29 protein-coding genes are annotated in these 23,304 nt (G+C 69.1%); 17 read left to right on the top strand and 12 right to left on the bottom strand.

What is annotated here, in order from left to right:
* Positions 1-208 precede the first annotated feature (208 nt).
* From hisC to F627_RS0107510, 11 genes are all read right to left on the bottom strand, one after another.
* Positions 209-1,303: a histidinol-phosphate transaminase gene (gene hisC, locus F627_RS0107560; protein WP_026332054.1), complete on the bottom strand. Its 1,095-nt coding sequence runs from the start codon at positions 1,301-1,303 to the stop codon at positions 209-211.
* Positions 1,300-2,601, bottom strand: coding sequence for a histidinol dehydrogenase (hisD, locus tag F627_RS0107555; RefSeq protein ID WP_018876511.1), 1,302 nt, complete (start codon positions 2,599-2,601; stop codon positions 1,300-1,302). The genes hisC and hisD overlap by 4 nt, the downstream gene beginning before the upstream one ends.
* 37 nt (positions 2,602-2,638) lie before the next feature.
* Positions 2,639-3,706, bottom strand: a complete 1,068-nt coding sequence (locus tag F627_RS0107550; RefSeq protein ID WP_019583691.1) for a 3-deoxy-7-phosphoheptulonate synthase — start codon at positions 3,704-3,706, stop codon at positions 2,639-2,641.
* An 11-nt stretch (positions 3,707-3,717) separates the two neighbouring features.
* Positions 3,718-4,368, bottom strand: coding sequence for an ATP phosphoribosyltransferase (gene hisG, locus F627_RS0107545; protein ID WP_017942743.1), 651 nt, complete (start codon positions 4,366-4,368; stop codon positions 3,718-3,720).
* 37 nt (positions 4,369-4,405) lie between these two features.
* Positions 4,406-5,665: a UDP-N-acetylglucosamine 1-carboxyvinyltransferase gene (gene murA, locus F627_RS0107540; protein WP_017942742.1), complete on the bottom strand. Its 1,260-nt coding sequence runs from the start codon at positions 5,663-5,665 to the stop codon at positions 4,406-4,408.
* Between the two features lie 90 nt (positions 5,666-5,755).
* Positions 5,756-6,073, bottom strand: coding sequence for a lipid asymmetry maintenance protein MlaB (locus F627_RS0107535; RefSeq protein WP_018865613.1), 318 nt, complete (start codon positions 6,071-6,073; stop codon positions 5,756-5,758).
* Positions 6,070-6,714 (bottom strand): ABC transporter substrate-binding protein, encoded by a 645-nt coding sequence (locus tag F627_RS0107530; protein WP_018865612.1) that lies wholly within the window; start codon positions 6,712-6,714, stop codon positions 6,070-6,072. Before F627_RS0107530 ends, F627_RS0107535 begins: the two co-directional genes overlap by 4 nt.
* A 46-nt stretch (positions 6,715-6,760) precedes the next feature.
* The gene (gene mlaD / locus F627_RS0107525) at positions 6,761-7,219 is read right to left on the bottom strand and encodes an outer membrane lipid asymmetry maintenance protein MlaD (RefSeq protein WP_017942739.1); all 459 of its coding nucleotides are present in this window, start codon (positions 7,217-7,219) and stop codon (positions 6,761-6,763) included.
* A 27-nt stretch (positions 7,220-7,246) separates the two neighbouring features.
* Complete coding sequence (gene mlaE, locus F627_RS0107520; protein WP_018876513.1) at positions 7,247-8,029, bottom strand: lipid asymmetry maintenance ABC transporter permease subunit MlaE; 783 nt, start codon at positions 8,027-8,029, stop codon at positions 7,247-7,249.
* Positions 8,022-8,855 carry an ABC transporter ATP-binding protein gene (locus tag F627_RS0107515; RefSeq protein ID WP_026143123.1) on the bottom strand — a complete coding sequence of 278 codons (834 nt, stop codon included), beginning with the start codon at positions 8,853-8,855 and terminating at the stop codon, positions 8,022-8,024. The genes mlaE and F627_RS0107515 overlap by 8 nt, the downstream gene beginning before the upstream one ends.
* A gap of 73 nt (positions 8,856-8,928) precedes the next feature.
* A complete protein-coding gene (locus F627_RS0107510; protein WP_018865610.1) occupies positions 8,929-9,582 on the bottom strand; it encodes a hypothetical protein in 654 nt (217 codons plus the stop codon).
* 102 nt (positions 9,583-9,684) lie between these two features.
* Here F627_RS0107510 and F627_RS0107505 point away from each other — a divergent pair, with 102 nt between their 5' ends.
* From F627_RS0107505 to F627_RS0107435, 15 genes are all read left to right on the top strand, one after another.
* A complete protein-coding gene (locus tag F627_RS0107505) occupies positions 9,685-10,782 on the top strand; it encodes an LLM class flavin-dependent oxidoreductase (protein ID WP_018878135.1) in 1,098 nt (365 codons plus the stop codon).
* 15 nt (positions 10,783-10,797) lie between these two features.
* On the top strand, positions 10,798-11,724 hold the full coding sequence (locus tag F627_RS0107500; RefSeq protein ID WP_019583690.1) for an NAD-dependent epimerase/dehydratase family protein: 927 nt from the start codon (positions 10,798-10,800) through the stop codon (positions 11,722-11,724).
* A gap of 56 nt (positions 11,725-11,780) precedes the next feature.
* Complete coding sequence (locus F627_RS0107495; protein ID WP_019583689.1) at positions 11,781-12,758, top strand: calcium/sodium antiporter; 978 nt, start codon at positions 11,781-11,783, stop codon at positions 12,756-12,758.
* Positions 12,755-13,732: a KpsF/GutQ family sugar-phosphate isomerase gene (locus tag F627_RS0107490; RefSeq protein WP_019583688.1), complete on the top strand. Its 978-nt coding sequence runs from the start codon at positions 12,755-12,757 to the stop codon at positions 13,730-13,732. Before F627_RS0107495 ends, F627_RS0107490 begins: the two co-directional genes overlap by 4 nt.
* Positions 13,732-14,271: an HAD family hydrolase gene (locus F627_RS0107485; protein ID WP_018865605.1), complete on the top strand. Its 540-nt coding sequence runs from the start codon at positions 13,732-13,734 to the stop codon at positions 14,269-14,271. Before F627_RS0107490 ends, F627_RS0107485 begins: the two co-directional genes overlap by 1 nt.
* A gap of 38 nt (positions 14,272-14,309) precedes the next feature.
* The gene (gene lptC, locus F627_RS0107480) at positions 14,310-14,855 is read left to right on the top strand and encodes an LPS export ABC transporter periplasmic protein LptC (protein ID WP_019583687.1); all 546 of its coding nucleotides are present in this window, start codon (positions 14,310-14,312) and stop codon (positions 14,853-14,855) included.
* Positions 14,836-15,363 carry a lipopolysaccharide transport periplasmic protein LptA gene (lptA, locus tag F627_RS0107475; protein WP_019558738.1) on the top strand — a complete coding sequence of 176 codons (528 nt, stop codon included), beginning with the start codon at positions 14,836-14,838 and terminating at the stop codon, positions 15,361-15,363. Before lptC ends, lptA begins: the two co-directional genes overlap by 20 nt.
* Positions 15,360-16,130, top strand: coding sequence for an LPS export ABC transporter ATP-binding protein (gene lptB / locus F627_RS0107470; protein ID WP_018865602.1), 771 nt, complete (start codon positions 15,360-15,362; stop codon positions 16,128-16,130). Before lptA ends, lptB begins: the two co-directional genes overlap by 4 nt.
* Positions 16,131-16,219: 89 nt before the next feature.
* Positions 16,220-17,701 (top strand): RNA polymerase factor sigma-54, encoded by a 1,482-nt coding sequence (locus tag F627_RS0107465; RefSeq protein WP_019583686.1) that lies wholly within the window; start codon positions 16,220-16,222, stop codon positions 17,699-17,701.
* Between the two features lie 16 nt (positions 17,702-17,717).
* Entirely contained in the window at positions 17,718-18,056 is a 339-nt protein-coding gene (gene hpf, locus F627_RS0107460; protein ID WP_018865600.1) for a ribosome hibernation-promoting factor, HPF/YfiA family, read from the top strand.
* A 3-nt stretch (positions 18,057-18,059) separates the two neighbouring features.
* Positions 18,060-18,527 (top strand): PTS sugar transporter subunit IIA, encoded by a 468-nt coding sequence (locus F627_RS0107455; RefSeq protein WP_018865599.1) that lies wholly within the window; start codon positions 18,060-18,062, stop codon positions 18,525-18,527.
* Positions 18,528-18,578: 51 nt separating this feature from the next.
* Positions 18,579-19,610 carry an HPr(Ser) kinase/phosphatase gene (gene hprK / locus F627_RS0107450; RefSeq protein ID WP_018865598.1) on the top strand — a complete coding sequence of 344 codons (1,032 nt, stop codon included), beginning with the start codon at positions 18,579-18,581 and terminating at the stop codon, positions 19,608-19,610.
* Positions 19,611-19,617: 7 nt separating this feature from the next.
* Positions 19,618-20,490: an RNase adapter RapZ gene (rapZ, locus tag F627_RS0107445; protein WP_019583685.1), complete on the top strand. Its 873-nt coding sequence runs from the start codon at positions 19,618-19,620 to the stop codon at positions 20,488-20,490.
* Between the two features lie 51 nt (positions 20,491-20,541).
* Entirely contained in the window at positions 20,542-20,967 is a 426-nt protein-coding gene (locus F627_RS0107440) for a PTS sugar transporter subunit IIA (RefSeq protein WP_018865596.1), read from the top strand.
* Positions 20,939-21,208: an HPr family phosphocarrier protein gene (locus F627_RS0107435; protein ID WP_018865595.1), complete on the top strand. Its 270-nt coding sequence runs from the start codon at positions 20,939-20,941 to the stop codon at positions 21,206-21,208. Before F627_RS0107440 ends, F627_RS0107435 begins: the two co-directional genes overlap by 29 nt.
* A 56-nt stretch (positions 21,209-21,264) precedes the next feature.
* Here the strand turns inward: F627_RS0107435 and F627_RS0107430 are convergent, their stop codons facing one another.
* The gene (locus tag F627_RS0107430) at positions 21,265-22,155 is read right to left on the bottom strand and encodes a PfkB family carbohydrate kinase (protein WP_019583684.1); all 891 of its coding nucleotides are present in this window, start codon (positions 22,153-22,155) and stop codon (positions 21,265-21,267) included.
* Between the two features lie 136 nt (positions 22,156-22,291).
* Here F627_RS0107430 and F627_RS0107425 point away from each other — a divergent pair, with 136 nt between their 5' ends.
* Complete coding sequence (locus F627_RS0107425; RefSeq protein ID WP_018865593.1) at positions 22,292-22,702, top strand: nuclear transport factor 2 family protein; 411 nt, start codon at positions 22,292-22,294, stop codon at positions 22,700-22,702.
* Complete coding sequence (locus F627_RS0107420; RefSeq protein WP_019583683.1) at positions 22,678-23,139, top strand: nuclear transport factor 2 family protein; 462 nt, start codon at positions 22,678-22,680, stop codon at positions 23,137-23,139. The genes F627_RS0107425 and F627_RS0107420 overlap by 25 nt, the downstream gene beginning before the upstream one ends.
* Positions 23,140-23,304: the final 165 nt, after the last annotated feature.

The following is a 23,304-nucleotide window of genomic DNA, read 5'->3' as shown; positions in this document are numbered from 1 at the left end:
GGAAGGGCTTTTCACCACAGAGGGCACAGAGGACACGGAGAAGTTCGGGTCTCGGTTAACAGGAAGACGAGAAGGCTGGAAGGAGAGCTTCGGGGGTGTGGCCGATTGGGCGGCATCCCGCCGCAGGGCGGCATTCACATGCCCCCCAGCCAGTAGGAGCCTGCTCGCAGGCGAAGCCCCTGCCCACGGTGGTGCGACCCGGAAAGTGTCAGGTGGAGAGGGCCTGCCCCAGCGCGGCGAGGAAGGCGTCGTTTTCGTCGGGGCGGCCGACGGTGACGCGCAGGCAGTCGGCGAGCAGGGGATGCGCGCGGCCGACGTCCTTGATCAGGATGCCGGCGTCTCGCAGGGCCGCGAAGGTCGCATGCCCGTGTCCCTCGCGCACCCGGAACAGGATGAAATTCGCCTGGCTCGGGAACACGTATTCGATGCCGTCAATCGCCGCGAGTGCGTTCGACAGACGGCCACGTTCCTCGATGATCCCCCGCGCCTGGGCATCCAGTGCCTCGCGATGATCCAGGGCGAAGGCGACGGAGCGCTGGGTCAGGGTGTTGATGTTGTACGGCAGACGCAGCCGGTCCAGCGCGTCGATCCAGGCCGGGGTGCCGGCCAGATAGCCGAGCCGAGCGCCGGCCAGCCCCAGCTTGGAGACCGTTCGCATCACCATCAGGCCGTCATCCGCGCCGACCCGCGAGAGGAAGCTGTGGGCGGCGAACGGGGCATAGGCCTCATCGACCACGGTAACCCCCGAATTCGCGTCGACGACCGCCTCCACCGTCGCGGCGTCGTCCAGCGTCCCGGTGGGGTTGTTGGGGTAGGCTAGGAACACCACGGCCGGGTTGTGCTCGGCCATCGCCGCGCGCATCGCCGCGAGATCCAGGGTGAAGTCCGCGTTCAGGGGCACGCCAACGAACGGCACGCCCAGCGCCCGGGCCAGCACGCCGTACATCACGAAGGTCGGTTCGGGCGCCAGCACCGGTCGCCCGGATCCGGCGATCGCCGTGATCAGGATCTGGATCAGTTCGTCGGAACCGTTGCCGAACATCAGCCCGGCGGCATCGGGCACGCCGTGGGCGGCGCGTACCTGGGCGGCCAGGCCCAGCGCCTGCGCATCCGGGTAGCGGTTCAGTTGCGGGTCGCGCAGGGCCTCCAGCCAGGCGTCTTCCAGCGCGCCGGGCCAGGAATGCGGATTCTCCATCGCGTCCAGCTTGATCAGGCCGGTTGCGTCGGCCACCTGATAGGCCGGCTGCGCCAGCACCTCCGGGCGCATCAGGGCGTCCGGGGTTCGTGTCGAGCGTGCGGTCATCGACTGCGCAGTTCGGCGGATCGCGCGTGCGCGGTCAGGCCTTCGCCGTGCGCCAGCGCGGCGGCGGTCGTGCCGAGCTTCGCCGCGCCCGCGGCCGAGCAGTGGATGATGCTGGAGCGCTTCTGGAAGTCGTACACCCCCAGCGGCGAGGAGAAGCGCGCGGTACGCGAGGTCGGCAACACGTGGTTGGGCCCGGCGCAGTAGTCGCCCAGGGCCTCGGAGGTGTAGCGGCCCATGAAGATCGCGCCGGCGTGACGCAGGCCGGCGTCCAGCATCGCCTGCGGATCGGCCACGGACAGCTCCAGGTGTTCCGGGGCGATGCGGTTGGCAACGGCAACGGCCTCGGCCGAGTCGCGTACCTTCACCAGCGCCCCGCGCTTGTCGAGGCTGGTGCGGATGATCTCGGCGCGCGGCATCTCGGCCAGCAGGCGGTCCATGGCCTCCGCGACGCGGTCGAGGAAGGCCGCATCCCAGGACAGCAGGATGGACTGGGCCTGTTCGTCATGCTCGGCCTGCGAAAACAGGTCGGCCGCGATCCAGTCCGGGTCGGTCTCGCCGTCGCAGACCACCAGGATCTCCGACGGGCCGGCGATCATGTCGATGCCGACCGTGCCGAACACCTCGCGCTTGGCCGCGGCCACGAAGATGTTGCCGGGGCCGACGATCTTGTCCACCGCCGGGATGGTATCGGTGCCATAGGCCAGGGCCGCCACCGCCTGGGCGCCGCCCACGGTGAACACGCGGTCCACCCCGGCCACGGCGGCCGCGGCCAGCACCAGATCGTTCAGTTCGCCGCCCGGGGCGGGCACGACCATCACCAGCAGCTCGACGCCGGCGACCTTCGCCGGGACCGCGTTCATCAGCACGGAGGACGGGTAGGCCGCCTTGCCACCGGGCACATACAGGCCGACGGAATCCAGCGCGGTCACGCGCTGACCGAGGACCGTGCCGTCTTCGTCGGTGAAGTCCCAGTCCTGCATCTTCTGGTGTTCGGCGTACTGGCGGATGCGCGCGGCGGCGGTCTCCAATGCCGCGCGCTGCTCCGGCGGGATCGACTCCAGCGCGGCCTGCAGGCGCTCGTGCGGGATCTCCAGGTCCGCGACCGCAGGGCGATCGAGGCGATCGAATTTGGCGGTGTAGCGCAGCACGGCCGCGTCACCCTCGGCGCGCACGGCCCCCAGGATCTCGTCCACCGCATCGCGTACGCCGGTGTCGGCAACGGACTCCCAGGACAGCAGGTGCTCCAGGGCCTGGTCGAAATCGGGCTGCTGGGTATCGAGTCGGGCAATGGAGGGCATGGCGTATTCCTCGGTTCAGACGGGCACGGACGTCTTGTCAGGCAGGCACGGGCGTCTTGCGGCGGGCCCGCACGGCCTCGGCCAGCAGGCGCAGGGTGGCCTCGCTGTCGTCCCAGCCCATGCAGGCATCGGTAATGCTCTGGCCGTATTTCAGCGGCTTGCCGGGCAGGATGTCCTGGCGGCCGCCGGTCAGGTGGCTCTCCAGCATCACACCCATGATGCGTCGGTCACCGCCGGCGATCTGTTCGCCCAGCACCCGTGCCACCTCGACCTGCTGTTGCGGATCCTTGCGGCTGTTCGCGTGGCTGCAGTCGACCATCACCATCTCCGGCAGCTCGGCCATGCGCAGCTCCTTGCAGGCCTGTTCGATGCTCGCGGCATCGTAGTTCGGCTGCTTGCCGCCGCGCAGGATGATGTGACAGTCGTTGTTGCCGGTGGTGGAAAAGATCGCCGAGCGACCGGCCTTGGTCACCGACAGGAAGTGGTGCGGGCGCGAGGCGGAGCGGATCGCGTCGATCGCCACCCGCAGGCTGCCGTCGGTGGAGTTCTTGAAGCCCACCGGGCAGGACAGGCCGGAGGCCAGTTCGCGGTGCACCTGACTCTCGGTAGTGCGTGCGCCGATCGCGCCCCAGGCGACCAGGTCCGCGATGTACTGCGGGCTGATCAGGTCGAGGTATTCGGTAGCCGCCGGCATGCCCTTGACCGCCAGATCGCGCAGCAGCCCGCGCGCCACGCGCAGGCCCTTGTTGATGTGGAAGCTGCCGTCCAGGTCCGGGTCGTTGATCAGGCCCTTCCAGCCGACCGTGGTGCGCGGCTTCTCGAAATACACCCGCATCACGATGTGCAGGGCATCGGAGAGTTCCTCGCGCAGGGTCTTCAGGTGATCGGCATAGTCCAGCGCGGCATCCACGTCGTGGATCGAGCAGGGGCCGACGATCACCTGCAGGCGATCGTCCTCACCGTGCAGGATGCGATGGCAGGCCTGGCGTGCCTCGAACACGGTGTCGGCGGCCGCATCGGTGATCGGCAGCTCCTCGCGGACGGTGTCCGGGGCGGACACCTCCTGGATTTCGCGGATTCGGAGGTCGTCGGTATCGGCGGTCATGGTGTTCTCGGTTACGTCGTCGCGGGCGTGACGGCCTCCCGCAGGCCCTCGATGAGATTTTGAATGGTTCTATGTCGCATCTTCATGGCTGCCTGGTTCACGATCAACCGGGAACTGATAGGGGTAATCAGTTCCAGCGGCTCCAGGCCATTGGCCTTGAGGGTGTTCCCGGTATCGACCAGGTCCACGATGTAGTCGGCCAGACCGACCAGCGGCGCCAGTTCCATCGAGCCGTAGAGCTTGATGATCTCGACCTGACGGCCCTGCTGGGCGAAATAGTTCTGCGTGATGTTCACGAACTTGGTGGCGATGCGCAGGCGCTGCTGCGGGTCCGGCTGCTGGCCCGGGCGCCCGGCCAGCATCAGGCGACACTGGGCGATATGCAGGTCCAGCGGCTCGTACAGCCCCGCGGCCCCGTGCTCCATCAGGACGTCCTTGCCGGCCACGCCAATGGATGCCGCGCCGTGCTGCACATAGGTGGGCACGTCGGTCGCGCGCACCACCACGATCTTCACGTCCTCGCGGTTGGTGTCGAGGATCAGCTTGCGCGTCTTGTCCGGATCCTCCAGCAGTTCAATCCCGGCGCTGGCCAGCAGCGGCAGGGTGTCCTTGAGGATACGGCCCTTGGACAGGGCGATGGTCAGGGCGTTGGGATCCATCATGGGTCAGGCGTTCGTCCGGTTCCGTGTGAGTCGCGTATCAGACCGGCTCGCGACGGATGGTCGCGCCGATCTGGCTCAGTTTTTCCTCGATGCACTCGTAGCCGCGATCGATATGGTAGATGCGGTCCACCTCGGTCTCGCCCTCGGCCACCAGACCGGCGATGATCAGGCTGGCCGAGGCCCGCAGGTCGGTCGCCATCACCGGCGCGCCGACCAGCCGTTCCACACCCTCGACGATCGCGGTATTGCCCTCGATCGTGATGTGCGCGCCCATGCGCTGCAGCTCCAGCGCATGCATGAAGCGGTTCTCGAAGACCGTCTCCACCACCGAGCCGGTGCCCTCGGCAACCGTGTTCAGCACCATCATCTGGGCCTGCATGTCGGTCGGGAAGGCCGGGAACGGCGCGGTGCGCAGGTTCACCGCCTTCGGCCGGCGGCCTTCCATGTCCAGTTCGATCCAGTCGGGCCCGGTATCCACGCGGGCACCGGCCTCGACCAGCTTGGCCAGGACCGCGTCCAGCAGCTCCGGACGGGTGTTGCGGCAGCGCACGCGCCCGCGGGTCACGGCCGCCGCGACCAGGAACGTACCGGTCTCGATCCGGTCCGGCATCACGTCGTATTCGCAGCCGTGCAGGCGTTCCACACCCTGCACCCGGATGGTGTCGGTGCCGGCGCCCTGGATCTTCGCCCCCATCGCCGTCAGGCAGTCCGCCAGATCGATCACTTCCGGCTCGCGCGCGGCGTTCTCGATCAGAGTCTCGCCCTCGGCCAGGGTCGCGGCCATCAGCAGGTTTTCGGTCCCGGTCACGGTGACCTGGTCGAACACCACCCGCGCGCCCTTCAGGCGATCCGCGCGCGCATGGATGTAGCCGCCGTCGACATCAATCTCGGCGCCCAGGGCCTCGAGGCCACGCAGGTGCAGATTCACCGGCCGCGAGCCAATCGCACAGCCACCCGGGAGCGACACCTCGGCCTCGCCGAAGCGCGCCAGCAACGGCCCCAGCACCAGGATGGAGGCGCGCATGGTCTTCACCAGATCGTACGGTGCCACGCACTGAGTCAGCGTGGTGGGGTCGACCTCGATGCGCATGCGCTCGTTGACCGTCAGGCTTACGCCCATGCGCCCGAGCAGCTCCATGGTCGTGGTGACGTCCTGCAGGTGCGGGACGTTGCCAATGGTCATCGGCCCGTCCGCCAGCAGGGTGGCGGACAGGATCGGCAACACGGCGTTCTTGGCCCCGGAGATCCAGACCTGACCCTCGAGTCGGCCGCCTCCGGTGATGATCAGCTTGTCCATGGGGTGCCCGGATTCACCGCCGGACCGACCATGGCCCGGCGAAACGCGCCATGATAACGAATCCGCGCGGCACTCGCCCGTTCGCCCGGGTCAGGCCACGGATCGGGCCGCGGAGTCGGTAATGATCGCCTCCAGGTCATACAGCCCCAGCAGCGGCCGAAGCCCGTCCGGCAGGGGTTCGAAGACCAGCGTGCGGCCCTGCTCCCGCGCCCGGCGCCAGAGGATGACGAGGAAGGCCACGCCGGCGCTGTCGATGCGTCCGGCCCGGGACAGGTCCACCCGTGCATGCTCCGGCAGGTGCGCCATCAGCCCGCGCGCCCGGGCCTCCAGCCCGGAGACGGTGGCGAAGGTCAGCGGCCCGCTGACGACCAGGCCACCGTCATCGGCCCGGATCTGTGCATCGCTCACGGGTTGCCGGCCCCGTTGTCCTGGATGGCATCGCCCACCGCGTCCTCGACCAGGCTCTCGTCCCCGTCTTCCAGGCGTTCGATCAGGGCGTCCAGACCGTCGCGGTTGATCTCCTCGTTGAAGCGGGTGCGGAAGTTGCCCACGAAGCTGAGCCCCTCGGCCTCGACATCGAAGACCTTCCATTCGCCGTTCACCGGGCGCAGGCGGTAGTTCACCTGGATGTTCGACTGGCCGGAGCCCATCACCACCTCGGTGGCCACCACCGCCATGCGCTCGTCCTGGCGCGAGCGGCGCTCGATCACGCGCACATCCTTGTCCAGATGGTCGGCCAGCTGCACCCCGTAGGCCTGCAGCAGCGTGTTCTTGAAGGCCTCGGTAAACCGGCTTTGCTGCTCGCTGCTGGCATCCCGCCAGTGGCGCGCCAGGACCAGCCGGGCCATGCCGTTGACGTCCACGCCCGGCAGGATCTTGTCCTCGATGACACCGATCACGAAGTCCGGATCCTCCTGCGCACGCGACTCGTTGGCGCGCAGCTCCTCGTACACCGCGTCGATGGACTGCTGGATGATCTCGGCGGGATTGTCGGCCTGGGCCGGCGCCGCCAGCAGCAGGACCATCAGCCCCAGCGGCAGGCTCCACATATAGTCACGCAACCGTGTCATGTCTCTTGCTCCGGGTTTGGGCGAATCAGTCACTACCCATGTTGGTCATGAAACGACCAATGAGGTTCTCCAGCACCAGGGCCGACTGGGTAAACATCAGCTCGTCGCCGTCCTGCAGGGTTTCGTAGTCGCCGCCCGGCTCCAGGGCGATGTACTGCTCGCCCAGCAGCCCCGCGGTATGGATGGCCGCCTGCGTATCCATCGGCAGATAGTCGTGCTCCGAGCGGATGGCGAGGGTCACCTCGGCGCGGAAGCGCTCCGGATCGTAGCGGATATCCGCGACCCGGCCGATGCGCACACCCGAGACCGTGACCGGGGCCCGGGTCTTGAGCCCGCCGATGTTGTCGAAGTAGCCGGTCACCGTGTAGGTGTCGCGGTCGTGGTAGTCGGTCACGTTGCTGACCTGGACCGCCAGGTAGAACAGCGCCCCGATGCCCAGCAGTACGAAGACACCCACCGCCAGCTCGAAGAAACGTACTTTCATTATTGCACCTGCCTAGCAATACGTTGGTCAGCCCGCGCCGAACATCAGCCCGGTCAGGATGAAATCGAGGCCCAGCACCGCCAGCGACGCGACCACCACCGTTTGCGTGGTCGCGCGCGAGATGCCCTCGGAGGTCGGCTGCGCGTTGAAGCCCTGGAACACCGCGATCCAGGTCACCACGAAGCCGAACACGATGCTCTTGATCACGCCGGACAGCACATCCTCGTTCCAGTCGGTCACCGACTGCATCTGCGAGAAATAGGCGCCGCTGTCCACGCCCAGCAGCCCCACCCCGACGATATAGCCACCCATCACCCCTACGGCGCTGAAGATCGCGGCCAGCAGCGGCATGGAGAGGAACCCGGCGACAAAGCGCGGCGCGAAGATCCGGCGATAGGGATTCACCGCCATCATCTCCATCGCCGAGAGCTGCTCGGTCGTCTTCATCAGGCCCAGCTCCGCGGTCAGCGCCGAGCCGGCGCGGCCGGCGAACAGCAGCGCGGTGACCACCGGCCCCAGTTCGCGCACCAGCGACAGCGCCACCACCCCGCCCAGGGCCTCGGCCGCGCCGAAGTTCACCAGCGTGATGTAGCCCTGGTACCCGAGCACCATGCCGACGAACAGCCCCGACACGATGATGATCAGCAGCGAGCGCACGCCCACCGAATACACCTGGGCGAGTGTCAGGCCGAACCGACGGATGACGATATCGAGGCTCGCCAGCACCCGCATCAGGAAGACGAAGGCGCGACCGAACACCACCAGGGCGTTGATCGTGGTCCGGCCCAGCGAGGCAATCGCGTCAGTCATCGCGGCGCTCCCCCTGTCCCAGCAGGTCGTCGCGATAGGACGCGCCCGGATAGTGGAACGGCACCGGCCCGTCCGGGCGGCCCTGCAGGAACTGCGCGCTCCAGTCGGAGGCGCGCGCCTCCAGCTCGTCCGGCGGCCCGGCATCCACCACTCGGCCATTGGCGATCAGCACCACATGGTCGGAGATCGCCATGGCCTCCGCCACATCGTGCGAGACCAGCACGCTGGTGAGCCCCAGGCTCTCGTTGGTCTGGCGAATCAGGCTGACGATCTGGCCCATGGTGATCGGATCAAGCCCGGTGAACGGTTCGTCGTAGAGGATCAGGTCCGGGTCCAGCGCGATGGCCCGCGCCAGGGCGACGCGCCGGGCCATGCCCCCGGACAGCGAGGCCGGGTCCAGCTCGCGCGCCGCGCGCAGACCCACCGCCTCCAGCTTCAGCAGCACCAGTGCGTGCAGCACATCCTCCGGCAGATCGGTGTGCTCGCGCAGCGGGAAGGCGACGTTCTCGAATACGGAAAGGTCGGTCAGCAGCGCGCCGCTCTGGAACAGCATGCCCATGCGCTTGCGCAGGGCGTACAGGCGGCGGGTGGAGAGCTTCGCCACCTCCTGGCCATCCACCCAGATGCGCCCCGCGTCCGGGCGCAGCTGTCCGCCGATCAGGCGCAGCAGGGTCGTCTTGCCGCTGCCGCTGGGGCCCATCACGGTCGTCACCTGCCCGCGCGGGATACGCATCGACAGGTCGTCGAAGACCACCTTGCGCCCGCGCCGGAAACGCAGGTTCTCGATCACGATATGCGGACTGTCTGCCACTGCCGGGTCAGCCACGCGCGCTCCTCGCCATTAAGAACCCGGAAGTCTGGCCGCCGGCCGGTGGACCGTCAAACCCACGGGGAGATGCTCATCCCATTCCCAGTAGCTGGGCGATGGTCCGAAAGTCCGACAGACGGTCCGGGCGGGCCCGCAGGAAGACCGGAGTCTCGCCGCTTCCGCCGGCCGCACCCAGGGCCTCCACCAGCGCACGCCAGCCCGGCGCGCCCAGGCCCGGCTCGGGGGTGATCTGCCAGGCTCCACCCACGGTCGTCGATCCCGTCGGGGCCGGATAAAACAAAGCCGCCTCGGCGTGGGTGATCGTATGTGGCTCACCGGGTCCATAGACCATCAGTCGCGCCAGGCCGGCCGCCTCGAGCGCCTCCCGGATTGCCGAGACCTGCGCCGCCGTCATCGGCCCCGGCGCCACTGCCTGCAGACAGGGGCCCGCGGCCTCGGCAAGCGCGAGCGCCCGCGCGGCCCCCGACTCGGGCGTAACCTCCGCCGGCCACTCGAGCGTCAGCCGCAGCGCGGGGGCGACGGCCTCGCCCCAGTCGCCGAACGCGGGGGCCGAGGTCTCCAGCCACAGCGCGGCGGGCAGCAGCAGGCGGCTGTGATAGTGGGTGTAATACTCGAGTTGCCACTCGCGCGGCAGATCCTCCGGGAAGAAGCCTTCCCACCAGTCCTCGCCGGGGCCCGCGACTCCGGCGGCCTGCAGCGCCAGCGCTTCCTGATCGTTCGTCATGTCTCTCCTTCCGTGCCGTCACCGCCCGGCCATCACCACGTTGTAACCGTATCCTCGCGCAGTCTGCTTGTATCGCCCCCGTGCGCGCGGCACAGTTGCGCCATGCGCTTCGACCTGTTCCATGAACTCTCGGTGCCCGACTTCCTGCAGACCTCCGAATCGGAGGTGCTGGAGAACACCCTGCGCCTGTGGGAGCGGGCCGACCGTCTGGGCTTCGGCACCGCCTGGCTGGTGGAACACCACCTGATGCCGGAGTTCTCGCACTCCACCGCGCCGGACCTGGTCCTGGCCGCCGCCAGCCAGCGCACCGAGCACCTGCGCCTGGGGCTCGGCGTAGTGCCCCTGCCCTACCACCACCCGCTGCGGGTGGCCCAGCGGGTCGGCATGCTGGACCAGCTCTCCGGTGGTCGGCTGGACCTCGGCATCGGACGCGGCTTCTCGCCGCGCGAATATGCCACATTCGGGGCCGAGATGAGCGAGTCCCGCGCGCGGGTCGATGCCGGGCTGGACGCGCTGCGCCAGGCCTTCGCGACCGGCCGCATCACCCAGGACGGCCCGTTCCATCACCTGGACGACGTGCCCGTGATGCCGCGCCCGGTGCAGGCCCCGCACCCGCCGATCTGGACCGCCGCGGTCAGCCCGGAGTCCTTCACCTGGGCGGCCGAGCAGGGCATCGGGGCGCTGGCGGGCCCGTTCAAGCCCTGGCAGATGATCCGCGAGGACATCCGCCTGTACCACGAGGCCTGGGATGCCTCGCGCGCCGATATCGCCCATCCGCCGCGGGTCGGCATGACGCTTGGAGTCCTGTGCCTGCCGGACGGCAAACGCGCCCGGCGCGAGGCCAAGCCTGCGTTCGAGTGGTTCTATCGCCACATGTTCCAGCAGACCCTGCCGGTGCTGGAACGCCTGATCGAGGGCTACGACTACTACCGTTCGCTGGGCCGCTTCCGCCACCTGGTCAAGGCCGGGATCAACCTCAAGATCCTCGACATGCTGGGCATGACGCTGGTCGGCACGCCCGCCGAGTGTCGCGAGCGCATCGAGGGACTGCGCGAGGCGGGGGTCGACCAGGTCCTGCTCGCCTTCGGCGCCGGCGCCGTCCCGCAGGCCCTGGCCGAGGAGTCCATGGACTGCTTCGCGGAGGAGGTCATGCCCGCGTTCGCCGATCCCGCTCCAGCCGTCGCCCGCAGCGCGACCTGAGGGCCACACGGACCCATGCATATCGCCGTGACCGGCGCGGCCGGATGCGTGGGACAGGCCCTGCTGCCCGCCCTGGCGCGCGAGCCGGCGATCCTGCGCATCCTCGCGCTGGACCGGACCCCGCCGGCGCTCCCCCCGCCGGGAGGCGCCGCCGTCTGCGAGGCCCGTGTGGGCGACCTGACGCGGCTCCGGCCGGAGGATCTGGCCGGGGTCGACACCCTGGTGCACCTCGCCTTCCAGTTGATGGGGGGCCACGGCCGCCGGCACGACCGTGCCTGGGTCCGGCAGCAGAATGTCGCCCTCAGTGATCAGGTCTTTCGGACCGCCATCGCCGCCGGCGTGCGCCACCTCGTATTCCTGTCCAGCGCCGCGGTCTACGGCCCCTGGCCGGACAGCCCGCAGCCCCTGACCGAAGACCACCCGACCCGACCGCGCTTCCCCTATGCGGAGGACAAGGTGGCCGTGGAGCAGGCCCTGCGCGCCCTCGCCCGCGAACACCCTGAATGCCGCGTGACCATCCTGCGTCCGCCCGCGATCGTCGGGCCGCATGCGCACCCGCTGCTGCTGCAGATCGCCCGCGGACGTTTCTATCCCGCCGGGGGCGAGCAACCGGTGCAGATCCTGTGGGAGGACGATGCCGCGGCGGCGATCGCCCGCAGCGTGACCACCCGCACACAGGGCACCTTCAATCTGGGGGCCGAACCCGCCTGGTCACTGCGGGCCATGGCACGCCACCGGCGGCGCTGGGGGGTGCCGGTCCCCCTGGGGCTGATCCGCGCCCTGCACCCGCTGGCCTGGCGCCTGAGCGCCCGCGCGGGCGACCCCGGGTGGGTGCGCGGGCTGGACGGCCCGCTGGTGCTGGACTGCACCCGCGCCCGCGAGCAGCTCGGCTGGACCCCGCGGGTCAGCACCGCCGCGTGCCTGGAGCGCCTGCGCCACTGACACAGTGCCCCAATCCGCTACAATCGCGGCCTGACCGTTCGGGACCCGTCTGCCCCATGGCCCTACCCATCGCCGCCGTCATCGTCGGCCTGATCCTGCTGACCTGGAGTGCCGACCGCTTCGTGTTCGGCGCCTCCGCGTTTGCCCGCGGAGTCGGCGTGAGCCCGCTGGTCATCGGCCTGACCATTGTTGCCTTCGGCACTTCGGCCCCGGAGCTCGTGGTCTCGGTCCTCGCGAGCCTGCAGGGCAACCCGGGCGTGGCGGTAGGCAACGCGATCGGTTCGAACATCGCTAACATCGCACTGGTGCTGGGGGCCGCCGCGGTGGTCGCACCGCTGGCGATCGGCCGCGGCATGGTTCGCCGCGAACTGCCGATCCTGTTGCTGGTCAGCTTCGGCGTCCTGCTCCTGCTGGTCGGCGGCGAGCTGGGCCGGATGGAAGGCATCGCCCTGCTCGCGGGACTGACCGCATTCACCGCCTGGATGGCGTTGACCGCCCGCCGCGCGCAACAGGCCTCGGGCGAGGATACCCCCGAAGTCGTGCGCGGCATGGTGGAGACCATCCCGGACAGCGATCGCCTCGGTCCCGCGATTGCCTGGCTGGTGTTCGGGCTACTGCTCCTGCTGGCCAGCAGCCAGGCCCTGGTCTGGGGCGCGGTGGAAATCGCCGAACAACTGGGGGTCAGCGATCTGGTCATCGGCCTGACCATCGTCGCGATCGGCACCAGCCTGCCCGAGCTGGCCACATCGGTGGTCGCCGCCTTCCGCCGCGAGGCGGGGCTGGCGATCGGCAACGTGGTCGGCTCCAACCTGTTCAACCTGCTCGCGGTGCTGGCGGTTCCGGCCCTGATCGCGCCGCTGGCAATCGACGCCGACGTCCTGGCACGCGACTATCCCGTGATGCTGGCACTGACGGTGGCCCTGTTCCTGATCGCGCTGGGCCGCCGGGGGCAGATCCTGCGCTGGCAGGGCGCCCTTCTCCTCATCGCCTTCGCAAGCTACCTTGTCTATTTGGGAATTACGGCAACTGCATGAACTTCAACCCCGAAACCACCCGCAACCTGGCCCTGGCCGTCCTCAACGACGAGGCCGAGGCCGTGCACAACCTCGCCCGGCGCATCGACGACAGCTTCCTCGAGGCCTGCCGCTGCATCCTCGAGTGCAAGGGCCGCGTGATCGTCACCGGCATGGGCAAGTCCGGGCACATTGGCAGCAAGCTGGCCGCGACCCTGGCCTCCACCGGCACCCCCGCGTTCTTCGTGCACCCAGGCGAGGCCAGCCATGGTGATCTCGGAATGATCACCCGCGAGGATGTGGTCATCGCGCTGTCGAACTCCGGCGAGACCGACGAAATCCTCACCATCCTGCCGCTGATCCGGCGCCTGGGCGTGCCGCTGATCGCGATGACCGGCAACCCCGGCTCGCGCCTGGGCGCCGACGCCACCGTGCACCTCGATGTCAGTGTCGAGCGCGAGGCCTGCCCGCTGGGCCTGGCCCCCACCTCCAGCACCACCGCGGCGCTGGCGATGGGCGACGCCCTGGCGGTCGCGGTACTGGATGCACGCGGCTTCACCGCCAACGACTTCGCCCGCTCGCACCCCGGCGGCCGGCTGGGCCGGCGGCTGCTGGTGCATGTCGCCGACATCATGCACACCGGCGACGCGATCCCGCGCATCACGCCGGAGGCCCCGCTGAAGGACGCCCTGTTCGAGATCACCCGCAAGGGCCTCGGGCTGGTGATCGTGGCCGGCGCCGACGACCGCATCCAGGGCGTGTTCACCGATGGCGACCTGCGCCGCACCCTGGATGCCGGGCACAGCCTGGACGGCCTGACCATCGGCGAGGCGATGACCACCGGCGGCCACACCGCGCAGCCCGACTGGCTGGCGGTCACGGCACTCGAGACCATGGAGAGCCGGCGCATCAACGCCCTGCCGGTCACCGACACCGACCAGCGTCTGGTCGGCGTGATCAACATGCACGACCTGCTGCGCGCCGGGGTGGCCTGATGAACCTGGATGCCGCGACCCTGCGCACCCGCCAGCAAGCCGTACGCCTGCTGATTCTGGACGTGGACGGCGTGCTGACCGACGGCAGCCTGTTCCTGGGCGATGGCGGCGAGCAGTACAAGGCCTTCAACAGCCGCGACGGCCACGGGATCCGCCTGGCGCTGGACGGCGGCCTCGACATCGCCATCCTGACCGGGCGCACCTCCGGGGTGGTCGAACACCGCATGCGGGACCTGGGCGTGGAGCACCTGATCCAGGGCCGCCGCGACAAGGGCGAGGCCCTGCACGAGTTGCTGCAGCGCACCGGCCATGACCCGGCGGAAGCCGCCTTCATGGGCGACGACATCGTCGATCTGCCGGCCATGCAGCGGGTCGGGCTCGGGATCGCGGTCGGGGACGCCCACCCGCTGGTATGCCGCCACGCCCAGTGGGTCACCGAGGCCCACGGCGGGCGCGGCGCCGTGCGCGAGGCCTGCGAGGGGCTGCTGGCCGCGCAGGACCGGCTGGACGCCCTGCTCGAGACCTACCTGAACGGATGAGCCGGCGGAGACGCAACCGGTACGGTCTGGCGCCGCCGTTGGTCCTGTTCACGCTGGCGTGCGCAAGCCCCGCAACCGCCGAGGTCACCCCGCCCGAGGGCGAGGTGACCCTGCAGATCGACGGATTCACGCTGCACGCCACCGGCGACGACGGTGAGCGGACCCACCGGCTGCAGGGCACCCGACTGCGCGAATTCGGCCGCGACGGGCCGCAGTGGGTGGATGCCCCGGAACTCGACCTGTTCGCCGATGGCGGTATCGAATGGCGCTGGACCGCCCCGGCGGCCCTGCACCGCCCGGCTGACGAAACCCTGGACCTGGTCGGCCCCACCCACGGCGTACAACCAGCCCGCGGCGAACGCGTGCAGACGGTGATCGACTCGCGGGATGTACGCATCGCCACAGACACCATGGTCGCCACCTCGAAGGCCCTCTCCACCCTGAACCAGCCCGGGCTGTTCCAGCGCGGCACCGGCCTGCGCGTGGACTCGCGAGCGGATACCATAGAGCTGTTCCATGACGTGTACTCGCTCTACAGCGAGGCGAGCGAGGAGGACCCCGCGCATGACCCCGATCCCGAATAGCCGCCGCCTGCCGGGCCTGCTTGCGGCGGCCGGCCTCCTCTCCGCCCTGCTGGCGACGCCGGCCCTGGGCCAGCAGGGATCGGGACCCTCGCTGCCGGTGGAGATCACCGCCGACCGCGCGGAGATGGACGAACGCCAGGGCCTGGGCACCTACACCGGGGACGTGATCGTGATCCGCGGCGACATGACGCTGGAGGCCGACACGGTCTACGTGCGCACCCGGGATCGTCGCCCCTACGAGATGGAGGCCCACGGCGAGCCGGCCCGCCTGGAATCCCCCGACCCCGAGACCGGCGAGATGCGCATCGCCACCGCGCTGCGCATCGACTACCTGCTGAACGAGGACCGCATGATCCTCACCGACCAGGCCCATGTGATCACCACCCGCGAAGAGGCGCGCGGCAAGCGCATCACCTACGACCTGACCACCGACGTGATCGAGGCCGAACGCGGCGAGGGCGACAGCGAACGCGTACGCATCACCATCCAGCCACGCGACGACGAATGAACGCACCCGCCACCAGCCCGGCGCCGGCACCCGCCGAGGCCCGTGATCGCCTGATCGGGCGCGAACTGACCAAGCGCTACGGCCAGCGCACCGTGCTCGACCAGGTGGATGTCGACCTCGCACCCGGTGAAGTGGTCGGCCTGCTGGGTCCCAACGGCGCCGGCAAGACCACCTGCTTCTACAGCCTGGTTGGGCTGATCCGCCCTAACGCCGGGCGCATCACCCTGGGCGGGCACGACATCACCCGCGCGCCCATCCACGTGCGCGCCCGCGCCGGTCTCGGCTACCTGCCCCAGGAGGCCTCGATCTTTCGCCGCCTGAGCGTGTGGGACAACCTGCAGGCCGTGCTGGAGCTGCGCCCCGGACTGGACCGCCACGAACGCCGGCGTATCGGCGACGCCCTGATCGAGGAGTTTCAGCTCGAGACCGTGCGCCACAGCCCCGGGATCGCGCTGTCCGGCGGCGAACGTCGGCGCGCCGAGATTGCGCGGGCGCTGGCCGGTGACCCGCAATTCATCTGCCTGGACGAGCCCTTTGCCGGGGTGGACCCGATCTCGGTGGGCGATATCCAGGATGTAATTCGCCACCTTGCAGCGCGCGGCATCGGTGTTCTGATCTCCGATCACAACGTGCGCGAAACCCTCGGGATCTGCCACAGGGCCTATATTCTGAGCGAGGGGCGCCTGCTGGCCGCCGGGACACCCGACGAGCTACTGGCCGATCCCCAGGTGCGCCGGGTCTATCTCGGCGAGAATTTCCGCCTGTGATTCCGGCACGCGCACAACCCGCGCCGGTGCACAAACCACGAGGCAGCATTTAAGATTGCTCTTATGGTCACCCGCGACCCGCACAGCCAATGCTGAAACCCGGCCTGAATCTTCAGCTGGGTCAAACGCTCACCATGACCCCGCAACTGCAGCAGGCGATCCGCCTGTTGCAGTTGTCCACGCTCGAGCTGCAGGTGGAGATCCAGCAGGCGCTGGAGAGCAACCCCATGCTGGAACAGGTGGAAGACGAGGACGACATGGGCGGGGCCGAGCGCCTGGACGCGGAGGGCGAGGTGGTGGAAGGCGACCGCATGGAGGCCACTACCACCAGCGATGAGGTGATTCCCGAGGAGCTCACCACCGACAGCCGCTGGGACGACATCTACGAACCGCCGCCCGCCCCCAAGGGCGTGGATGACCGCGACCCGCTGGAAAACACCAGCGACGACGACGGCGAGGGCCTGCAGGACCACCTGCTGTGGCAGCTGCACCTGAGCCACCTGACTCCGCGCGACCAGCGCATCGGCGCGGCCCTGATCGACGCGATCAGCCCCGACGGCTATCTCGAAGGCGACCTCGAGGCCCTGGCCGAGACCATCAGCCGCGGCGAGGAAGAGCCCGTCGGCGTGGATGAGGTCGAGGCAGTCCTGCACTGGATCCAGCAGTGCGACCCCCTGGGCGTGGGCGCGCGCGATCTGCGCGAATGCCTGGAGATTCAGCTGCGCGAACTGGCCCCGGACGCCCCCGCCCGCGAGGCCGCCCGGGCGATCCTGGAACACGGCATGGACAGCCTGGGCAAGCGCGATTATAAAGCCCTGCAACGCCAGTCGGGTGTGCGCGACCCGGACGAACTGGCGCGCGCCCTGGACCTGATCCGCACCCTGAACCCGCGACCGGGCGCGCAGATCAGTGCCGCCACCTCCGAATACGTGGTGCCCGATGTCTACGTGCGCCACACCCCGGAGGGCTGGCGCGTGGAGCTGAACCCGGAGATCGCGCCACGCATCCGTATCAACGACCTCTACGCCGGCATGGTGCGCCAGGTATCGGATGCCCGCGACAGTGCCTTCATGCGCGACCAGCTGCAGGAGGCGCGCTGGTTCCTGAAGAGCCTGCACAGCCGCAACGACACCCTGCTCCGCGTTGCCGAGGCGATTGTCCATCGCCAGCAAGGCTTCCTGGAACATGGCGAGGTCGCGATGCAGCCATTGATCCTGCGCGATATCGCCGAGATCCTGGAGATGCACGAATCGACCATCTCCCGGGTGACCACCCAGAAATACATGCACACCCCGCGCGGGGTCTTCGAGTTCAAGTATTTCTTCTCCAGCCACGTCGGCACCAACGACGGTGGCGAGTGTTCCGCCACCGCCATCCGTGCCATGATTCGCGAATTGATCGACGACGAACCCGCGAACAAGCCGCTCAGCGATGCCCGGCTCGCCCAGATCCTGGCGGACCGGGGCATCAATGTGGCGCGTCGCACCGTGGCCAAGTACCGCGAGGCGATGCACATCCCTTCATCCAGCGAACGCCGGCAGATGGCCTCCATGCCCACCGGCCACAAGTAACCAAGGAGTCCCGACCATGCAGATCAACCTGACCGGCCACCATGTGGACCTCACCGACGCCCTGCGCGACTACGTCAACGAGAAGTTCGCGAAGCTGGAGCGCCACTTCGACAAGGTCATCGACGTGCACGTCGTGCTGACCCACGAGAAGACCCAGAACCAGTTCAACAAGGCCGAGGCGAATCTCCAGGTCAGCGGCAATCACATCCACGCCGAGGCCTCCCACGAGGACATGTACGCCGCCATCGACGCGCTGATCGACAAGGTCGACCGCCAGCTGATCAAGCACAAGGAAAAGGTCAAGGATCATCACCGGGCCGAGGGCGCCCAGCGCAACCGCGAGCAGGCCTCCTGACCCATGTCCATTGCCGAGCTGATCACCGCCGAGCGCATCCGCCTGGAGCCGGAATGCTCCAGTCAGAAGCGGGCCCTGGAGGCCCTGTCGGAACTCCTCGCCGGCGGCGGTGATGCCGGCGGACCGGGCAGCACCGCGATCTTCGAGGCCCTGTCCGCGCGCGAAAAGCTGGGCTCCACCGGCCTGGGCCATGGGGTTGCGATCCCCCATGGCCGCCTGGCCGATCTCGAGGCTCCGCGCGTGGCCGTCCTGCGCCTGGAGAGCGGCGTCGACTTTGACGCCATGGACCACGAGCCGGTCGACATCCTGATCGCCCTGCTGGTCCCGGAGGCCGCCACCAGCGATCACCTCGACCTGCTGGCCCAGCTGGCGCGCGGGCTTTCGCAACCGGACACCATTGCCGCCCTGCGCCGGGCCGGCGATGCCGCCAGCCTGGAACAGGAACTCGTCCGCCGCTTCCGCGAGGGCTGATCCCGTGCGCCCCGCACCCTGCCACGCCACCGATCCCCGCCGGCCCTGCTCATGAACGAGGCACTGGGCGAAGGCGGGATTGCCCGCGACATCAACGTGGAGAGCCTGATCCAGGCTATGGGCAACCGCCTGGATCTGCGCTTCGTGCATGGCGAGCACGCCGCCCCCGACCGCAAGCTGGTCGGCGAGGACGGGGATGACCTGCCTCTGGCCGGCCACCTCAACCTGATCCGACCCAACCGCATCCAGGTCATCGGGGACTTCGAGGCCCGCTACATCGCCGGCCTCAGCGACGACCAGCGCAACGACCTGATCCTGGAGATGGCCCGCACCGGCACCACCGCGGTGATCTTCGCCGAGGACACCTGCCCGTTCTCGGAGATGCCCCATGCCCCGCAGGAGGCGCTGCCGCTGATCCTGTGTTCCAGCACCAGCAGCCACGAGATCATCGCGCTGCTGCGCTACTTCCTGCAGCAGCGTCTGGCGCACTTCGAGGTGCGCCATGGCGTGTTCATGGAGATCCTCGGCATCGGTGTCCTGATCAGCGGGGCCTCCAGCGTCGGCAAGAGCGAGGTGGCGCTGGAGCTGATCTCGCGCGGGCACCGCCTGATCGCCGACGATGCCCCCGAATTTGCGCGTATTGCCCCCGACATCGTGCGCGGTCACTGCCCGGCCCTGCTCCAGGACCTGCTCGAGGTGCGCGGGCTGGGGGTCCTGAACATCCGCGCCATGTACGGCGACTCCGCGATCAAGGGCGGCAAGTACCTGCGGCTGATCATCGACCTGCGCGATCACGGCGAGCCCTCGCCGGTCCCCGACGACCGGCTGAACGGCCGCCGCGGCGAGATCGACATCCTTGGCCTGCGGATCCCGCTGATCAGCCTCCCGGTGGCGCCGGGTCGCAACATCGCGGTGATGATCGAGGCCGCCGTGCGCAACCACATGCTGCACATGCAGGGCTACATCGCCGGGGATGACCTGCGCGCCCGCCAGCGCCGGCAGATGAGCGGCGAGGCCGAGGAGCCGCCCTACCACCGGGCCGTGCCCGCCACGACCGTCCCTAACCCGGACCCGGAGGGCTGAGCCCGCCATGCGCCTGCTGATCGTCAGCGGTCTGTCCGGATCCGGCAAGACCGTGGCCCTGCACACCCTGGAGGACGCCGGCTACTTCTGCGTCGACAACCTCCCCCTGCCGCTGCTGCCGGACCTGATCCGCCAGGTGCGCCAGGGCCACTACGACACCGAGGGCGATCGCCATCTGGCGGTGGGCGTCGACGTGCGCAGCGGGCTGGAGGCCCTGAAGGGGTTTGCCAGCCTGCTGGCCGGGCTACGGGCGGAGGGCCTGCAGGTGGAGGTCCTGTTCCTGCAGGCCTCAAGCGACGTACTGCTGCGGCGCTACCACCTGACCCGGCGGCGTCACCCGCTGGCGCGCGATGGCGTGCCCCTGGTGGAGGCCATCGACCGCGAACGCGAGTGGCTGGGCCACGTCGCGGCGGAGGCCGACCTAACGGTGGACACCTCGCGGCTGTCGATGCACGACCTGGCCCGTACCCTGCGCGACCGCATGGGCGAGCGCGGAGAGCACGAGCTGTCCCTGCTGTTCCAGTCCTTCGGCTTCAAGCACGGCGCGCCGATGGACTCGGACTTCGTATTCGACGTGCGCTGCCTGCCCAACCCCTACTACGAACGCGAGCTGGCCGGCCTGACCGGCCGCGACCCGGCCGTATGCGAGTTCCTCGAGGGGCACGGGGAGGTCGCGGCCATGTTCGACAGCATCCAGGGCTTTCTCTCGCAGTGGCTCCCGCGGCTGCTGGAGGACCACCGCAGTTACGTGACGGTCTCGATCGGCTGCACCGGTGGCCGACACCGCTCGGTATACCTGGTCGAACGCCTTGCGGGGGCGTGGCGGGACCGGGAACATGTTACTGTTAGCATCCGTCACCGCGAGCTGGGCAAGCAGTAACCACGAAGCGCGGGGGCAGGCCCCTACGGAACCCGCAATTGGAGCAGATCCATGGGCGTTGGTCTCATTCTGATCACGCATCAAAACCTGGGCGACACCCTCTTGCAGACCGCACAAAGCATGCTTGGCGGCCTGCCCGATGACTGCGAGTCCATGGCGATGTCCCAGAACGACGACCCCGACGAGGTCCTGGCCCGCGCCCGCGAGCGCCTGACCACTCTGGACAGCGGCGCCGGGGTACTGATCCTGACCGACATGTTCGGTTCCACCCCCTCCAACGTCGCCAGCCGAGTGGCTCGCGGGGCCAACGCGCGCGTGATCGCCGGGATCAACCTGCCGATGCTGATCCGCGTCCTCAACTACCAGCATCTCCCGCTGACCGAGCTGGTCAACAAGGCCCTGTCCGGCGGGCATGACGGAATCCTTCTCTGCGACCAGGAGTGCAGCGATGCCGCAGCGCGTAGTCCCCATCGTTAACCGTCTGGGGATGCACGCGCGTGCTGCGGCCAAGTTTGTCAGCCTGGCCAGCCAGTACGCCGCCGATGTCACCGTCTCCCGCAACCAGCAGGAGGTCAACGGCAAGAGCATCATGGGGGTCATGATGCTGGCCGCGGCCCAGGGCAGCGAGATCACCATCGAGACCGAAGGCGAGGACGCCCCCGAGGCGCTGGACGCGCTGACCGAACTGGTGGCCGACCGTTTCGGCGAAGAGGCCTGACCCTCCACTGACGCCTGTGTGCCGCTGAACAGGCGGCTATCCCCCTTCTCCCGGCCCTAACCCGGCCCGGCACCGAGGTCGGACACCGCCGCCGCCAGCCCCTCGAACCCGCGCTGCGCGAGCTTGCGCTCGGCCAGGCGCACGGCCGCGTACAAGGCCTGCTCGGGGGGGGTGCCGGAGACCAGCGCATCGATCAGGCCGGCATTGAAGGCATCTCCCGCACCCACGCTGTCCACCACCTGCAGACCGGGCGGGGGTGCACAGTGGTGGATCGCGCCACGGGCAGCCAGCCAGGCCCCGGCGCTTCCGGCCGTCACGGTCAGGATGCGGTCGGGGAAGCGGCTCGCCATCTGCCGCAGCGCGTCCTCCGGTGTATCCGCCACGGTGGCGGCCCAGTCCCGCGAAAGCATCAGGACGTCGGCATACTCCAGGCAGGCCTCCAGGCCGGGACGGGGTTTCTCCAGCTCCAGCGATACGGGCTGGTCGAAGATACTTGCGCGCGCGGCTGCCAGGATCGCGACCAGGGCTTCGGGGTTACGGCCCTCGAAGTGCAGCCAGTCGTATTCCGACCAGGGCACGCCGGAGACATCCGCTTCCTCCAGTTCGGGGAGATCGCGGTGGTGGACGATGGTACGGCTGCCGGTGGCCCGGGAACGCAGGATATGCGAGGTCGGCGTCGCTCCGGGCCGCCGCACGCAGTGCTGTACGTCCAGCCCGCGCGCCTGCAACTGCTCGACCAGGGCATCCCCGCCCGCGCCCCGGGCAATCACCGCGGCCAGCCCCGGGCGGTGCCCGAACTGGGCCAGGATCGCCGCGGTATTGGTGGCGTTGCCGCCGGGCTGGGTCGTGCTGGCGAGCGCGCGGATCTCCGCGTCCTCGGCGGGAAATGCGGCGACGTCGAGGGTATGGTCGAGGGTCACAATGCCGGTGGCGAGGATGCGTGCCATGCGGGCTCCAGAGGTCCGGGGGCGCCATTCTGGCGGCTCGAGCCGACCACGTCATCTCCCGGCCCGCCCCGCATTCGTCATCGGGAAGCGCTCCTGCGACAATAAGCATTCCGTTTCTGGAGCTCCCCCAACGCGTATGGCCACGTTCCCCTCTCCCCAGTCCGCGGAAGCCGCGTTCTACGAAGCCTTTCAGGCGGGCGACCCGCAGGGCATGCGCGAGGTCTGGCACGACAGCGACGAGTGCGTCTGCATCCACCCCGGGGGCGAGCGTCTGCAGGGCACGGACGTGATCCTGGAGAGCTGGGACGACATTCTGCCCGGCATGCGCGGCGTCGTGGTCCACCGCACCCAGGTGACGGCGATCCCGGGCGATGACCTCGTCCTGCACGTCCTGCGGGAAAACCTCTACGTCCACGGCGAGCGCCGGGGCGTGATGCTGGCGACCAACGGCTACCGCCAGGTGGGCGACAGCTGGCGCATGGTGCTCCACCACGCCAGCCCGGACCCGGAACCGGCCCCGGAATGGCCGACCGGGGGCATGCACTGATGGAGACCGATGCCGACCGCTGCGTCGAGGCGTACTACACCGCGTTCCGCGCCGCCGACATCGAGCAGATGATGCGCCTGTGGGCCGAGCGGCCGGACATCGTCTGCATCCACCCGGGCAGCCCGCGCGCGCACCGTGGCGTGGCGGAGGTGATGGAAAGCTGGCTGCTGGTCTTCGCGCGCGAGCTGAACATCGGCATCGAGCCAAAGATCGTGGGACGCCACGAGAGCGGGGAGGTCCTCAGCCTGGTCATCGAGGAGGCGATCACCCGTCCGGGCGACGTGGCCCCGACCGGGACGATCCTGATCAGCCAGACCTGGCGACGGGTGGATTCGCGCTGGCGGCTCCTGTTCCACCACGCCTCGCACGGCCGCCGCTCGCCCCCCTCCCAGGGAGGCATGTTCGTCCCCGACGGCGGCGGCAACACCCGCCACTAGCCGCCTGCACCACGCAGGCCCACGCGGAATTCAAGGTCAAGGGCGGTTGCACCACAGGGGGCACGAAGAACACGAAGAAGGGCTGAATTCTTGGGCGGCCGGTACGGGGATGTCACGTCTGCCGGGGACCTTCACAACCACTGTGGTTCAAGGGTTCGAAAACCA

Origin of the sequence: Thioalkalivibrio sp. ALE16 (assembly GCF_000381305.1) — a bacterium.
In the GTDB taxonomy this organism is placed as follows: domain Bacteria; phylum Pseudomonadota; class Gammaproteobacteria; order Ectothiorhodospirales; family Ectothiorhodospiraceae; genus Thioalkalivibrio.
Note: the sequence above shows the minus strand (reverse complement) of the source record. Positions and strands in the feature narration are given on the sequence as shown.

Excerpts from the sequence above, each read along its gene's own strand:
- hisC (WP_026332054.1), bottom strand. The coding sequence starts at position 1,303 with ATGACCGCACGCTCGACACGAACCCCGGACGCCCTGATGCGCCCGGAG.
- hisD (WP_018876511.1), bottom strand. The coding sequence starts at position 2,601 with ATGCCCTCCATTGCCCGACTCGATACCCAGCAGCCCGATTTCGACCAG.
- F627_RS0107550 (WP_019583691.1), bottom strand. The coding sequence starts at position 3,706 with ATGACCGCCGATACCGACGACCTCCGAATCCGCGAAATCCAGGAGGTG.
- hisG (WP_017942743.1), bottom strand. The coding sequence starts at position 4,368 with ATGATGGATCCCAACGCCCTGACCATCGCCCTGTCCAAGGGCCGTATC.
- murA (WP_017942742.1), bottom strand. The coding sequence starts at position 5,665 with ATGGACAAGCTGATCATCACCGGAGGCGGCCGACTCGAGGGTCAGGTC.
- F627_RS0107530 (WP_018865612.1), bottom strand. The coding sequence starts at position 6,714 with ATGTGGAGCCTGCCGCTGGGGCTGATGGTCCTGCTGCTGGCGGCGCCG.
- mlaD (WP_017942739.1), bottom strand. The coding sequence starts at position 7,219 with ATGAAAGTACGTTTCTTCGAGCTGGCGGTGGGTGTCTTCGTACTGCTG.
- mlaE (WP_018876513.1), bottom strand. The coding sequence starts at position 8,029 with ATGACTGACGCGATTGCCTCGCTGGGCCGGACCACGATCAACGCCCTG.
- F627_RS0107510 (WP_018865610.1), bottom strand. The coding sequence starts at position 9,582 with ATGACGAACGATCAGGAAGCGCTGGCGCTGCAGGCCGCCGGAGTCGCG.
- F627_RS0107505 (WP_018878135.1), top strand. The coding sequence starts at position 9,685 with ATGCGCTTCGACCTGTTCCATGAACTCTCGGTGCCCGACTTCCTGCAG.
- F627_RS0107500 (WP_019583690.1), top strand. The coding sequence starts at position 10,798 with ATGCATATCGCCGTGACCGGCGCGGCCGGATGCGTGGGACAGGCCCTG.
- F627_RS0107495 (WP_019583689.1), top strand. The coding sequence starts at position 11,781 with ATGGCCCTACCCATCGCCGCCGTCATCGTCGGCCTGATCCTGCTGACC.
- F627_RS0107490 (WP_019583688.1), top strand. The coding sequence starts at position 12,755 with ATGAACTTCAACCCCGAAACCACCCGCAACCTGGCCCTGGCCGTCCTC.
- F627_RS0107485 (WP_018865605.1), top strand. The coding sequence starts at position 13,732 with ATGAACCTGGATGCCGCGACCCTGCGCACCCGCCAGCAAGCCGTACGC.
- lptA (WP_019558738.1), top strand. The coding sequence starts at position 14,836 with ATGACCCCGATCCCGAATAGCCGCCGCCTGCCGGGCCTGCTTGCGGCG.
- lptB (WP_018865602.1), top strand. The coding sequence starts at position 15,360 with ATGAACGCACCCGCCACCAGCCCGGCGCCGGCACCCGCCGAGGCCCGT.
- F627_RS0107465 (WP_019583686.1), top strand. The coding sequence starts at position 16,220 with ATGCTGAAACCCGGCCTGAATCTTCAGCTGGGTCAAACGCTCACCATG.
- hpf (WP_018865600.1), top strand. The coding sequence starts at position 17,718 with ATGCAGATCAACCTGACCGGCCACCATGTGGACCTCACCGACGCCCTG.
- F627_RS0107455 (WP_018865599.1), top strand. The coding sequence starts at position 18,060 with ATGTCCATTGCCGAGCTGATCACCGCCGAGCGCATCCGCCTGGAGCCG.
- hprK (WP_018865598.1), top strand. The coding sequence starts at position 18,579 with ATGAACGAGGCACTGGGCGAAGGCGGGATTGCCCGCGACATCAACGTG.
- rapZ (WP_019583685.1), top strand. The coding sequence starts at position 19,618 with ATGCGCCTGCTGATCGTCAGCGGTCTGTCCGGATCCGGCAAGACCGTG.
- F627_RS0107440 (WP_018865596.1), top strand. The coding sequence starts at position 20,542 with ATGGGCGTTGGTCTCATTCTGATCACGCATCAAAACCTGGGCGACACC.
- F627_RS0107435 (WP_018865595.1), top strand. The coding sequence starts at position 20,939 with ATGCCGCAGCGCGTAGTCCCCATCGTTAACCGTCTGGGGATGCACGCG.
- F627_RS0107430 (WP_019583684.1), bottom strand. The coding sequence starts at position 22,155 with ATGGCACGCATCCTCGCCACCGGCATTGTGACCCTCGACCATACCCTC.
- F627_RS0107425 (WP_018865593.1), top strand. The coding sequence starts at position 22,292 with ATGGCCACGTTCCCCTCTCCCCAGTCCGCGGAAGCCGCGTTCTACGAA.
- F627_RS0107420 (WP_019583683.1), top strand. The coding sequence starts at position 22,678 with ATGGCCGACCGGGGGCATGCACTGATGGAGACCGATGCCGACCGCTGC.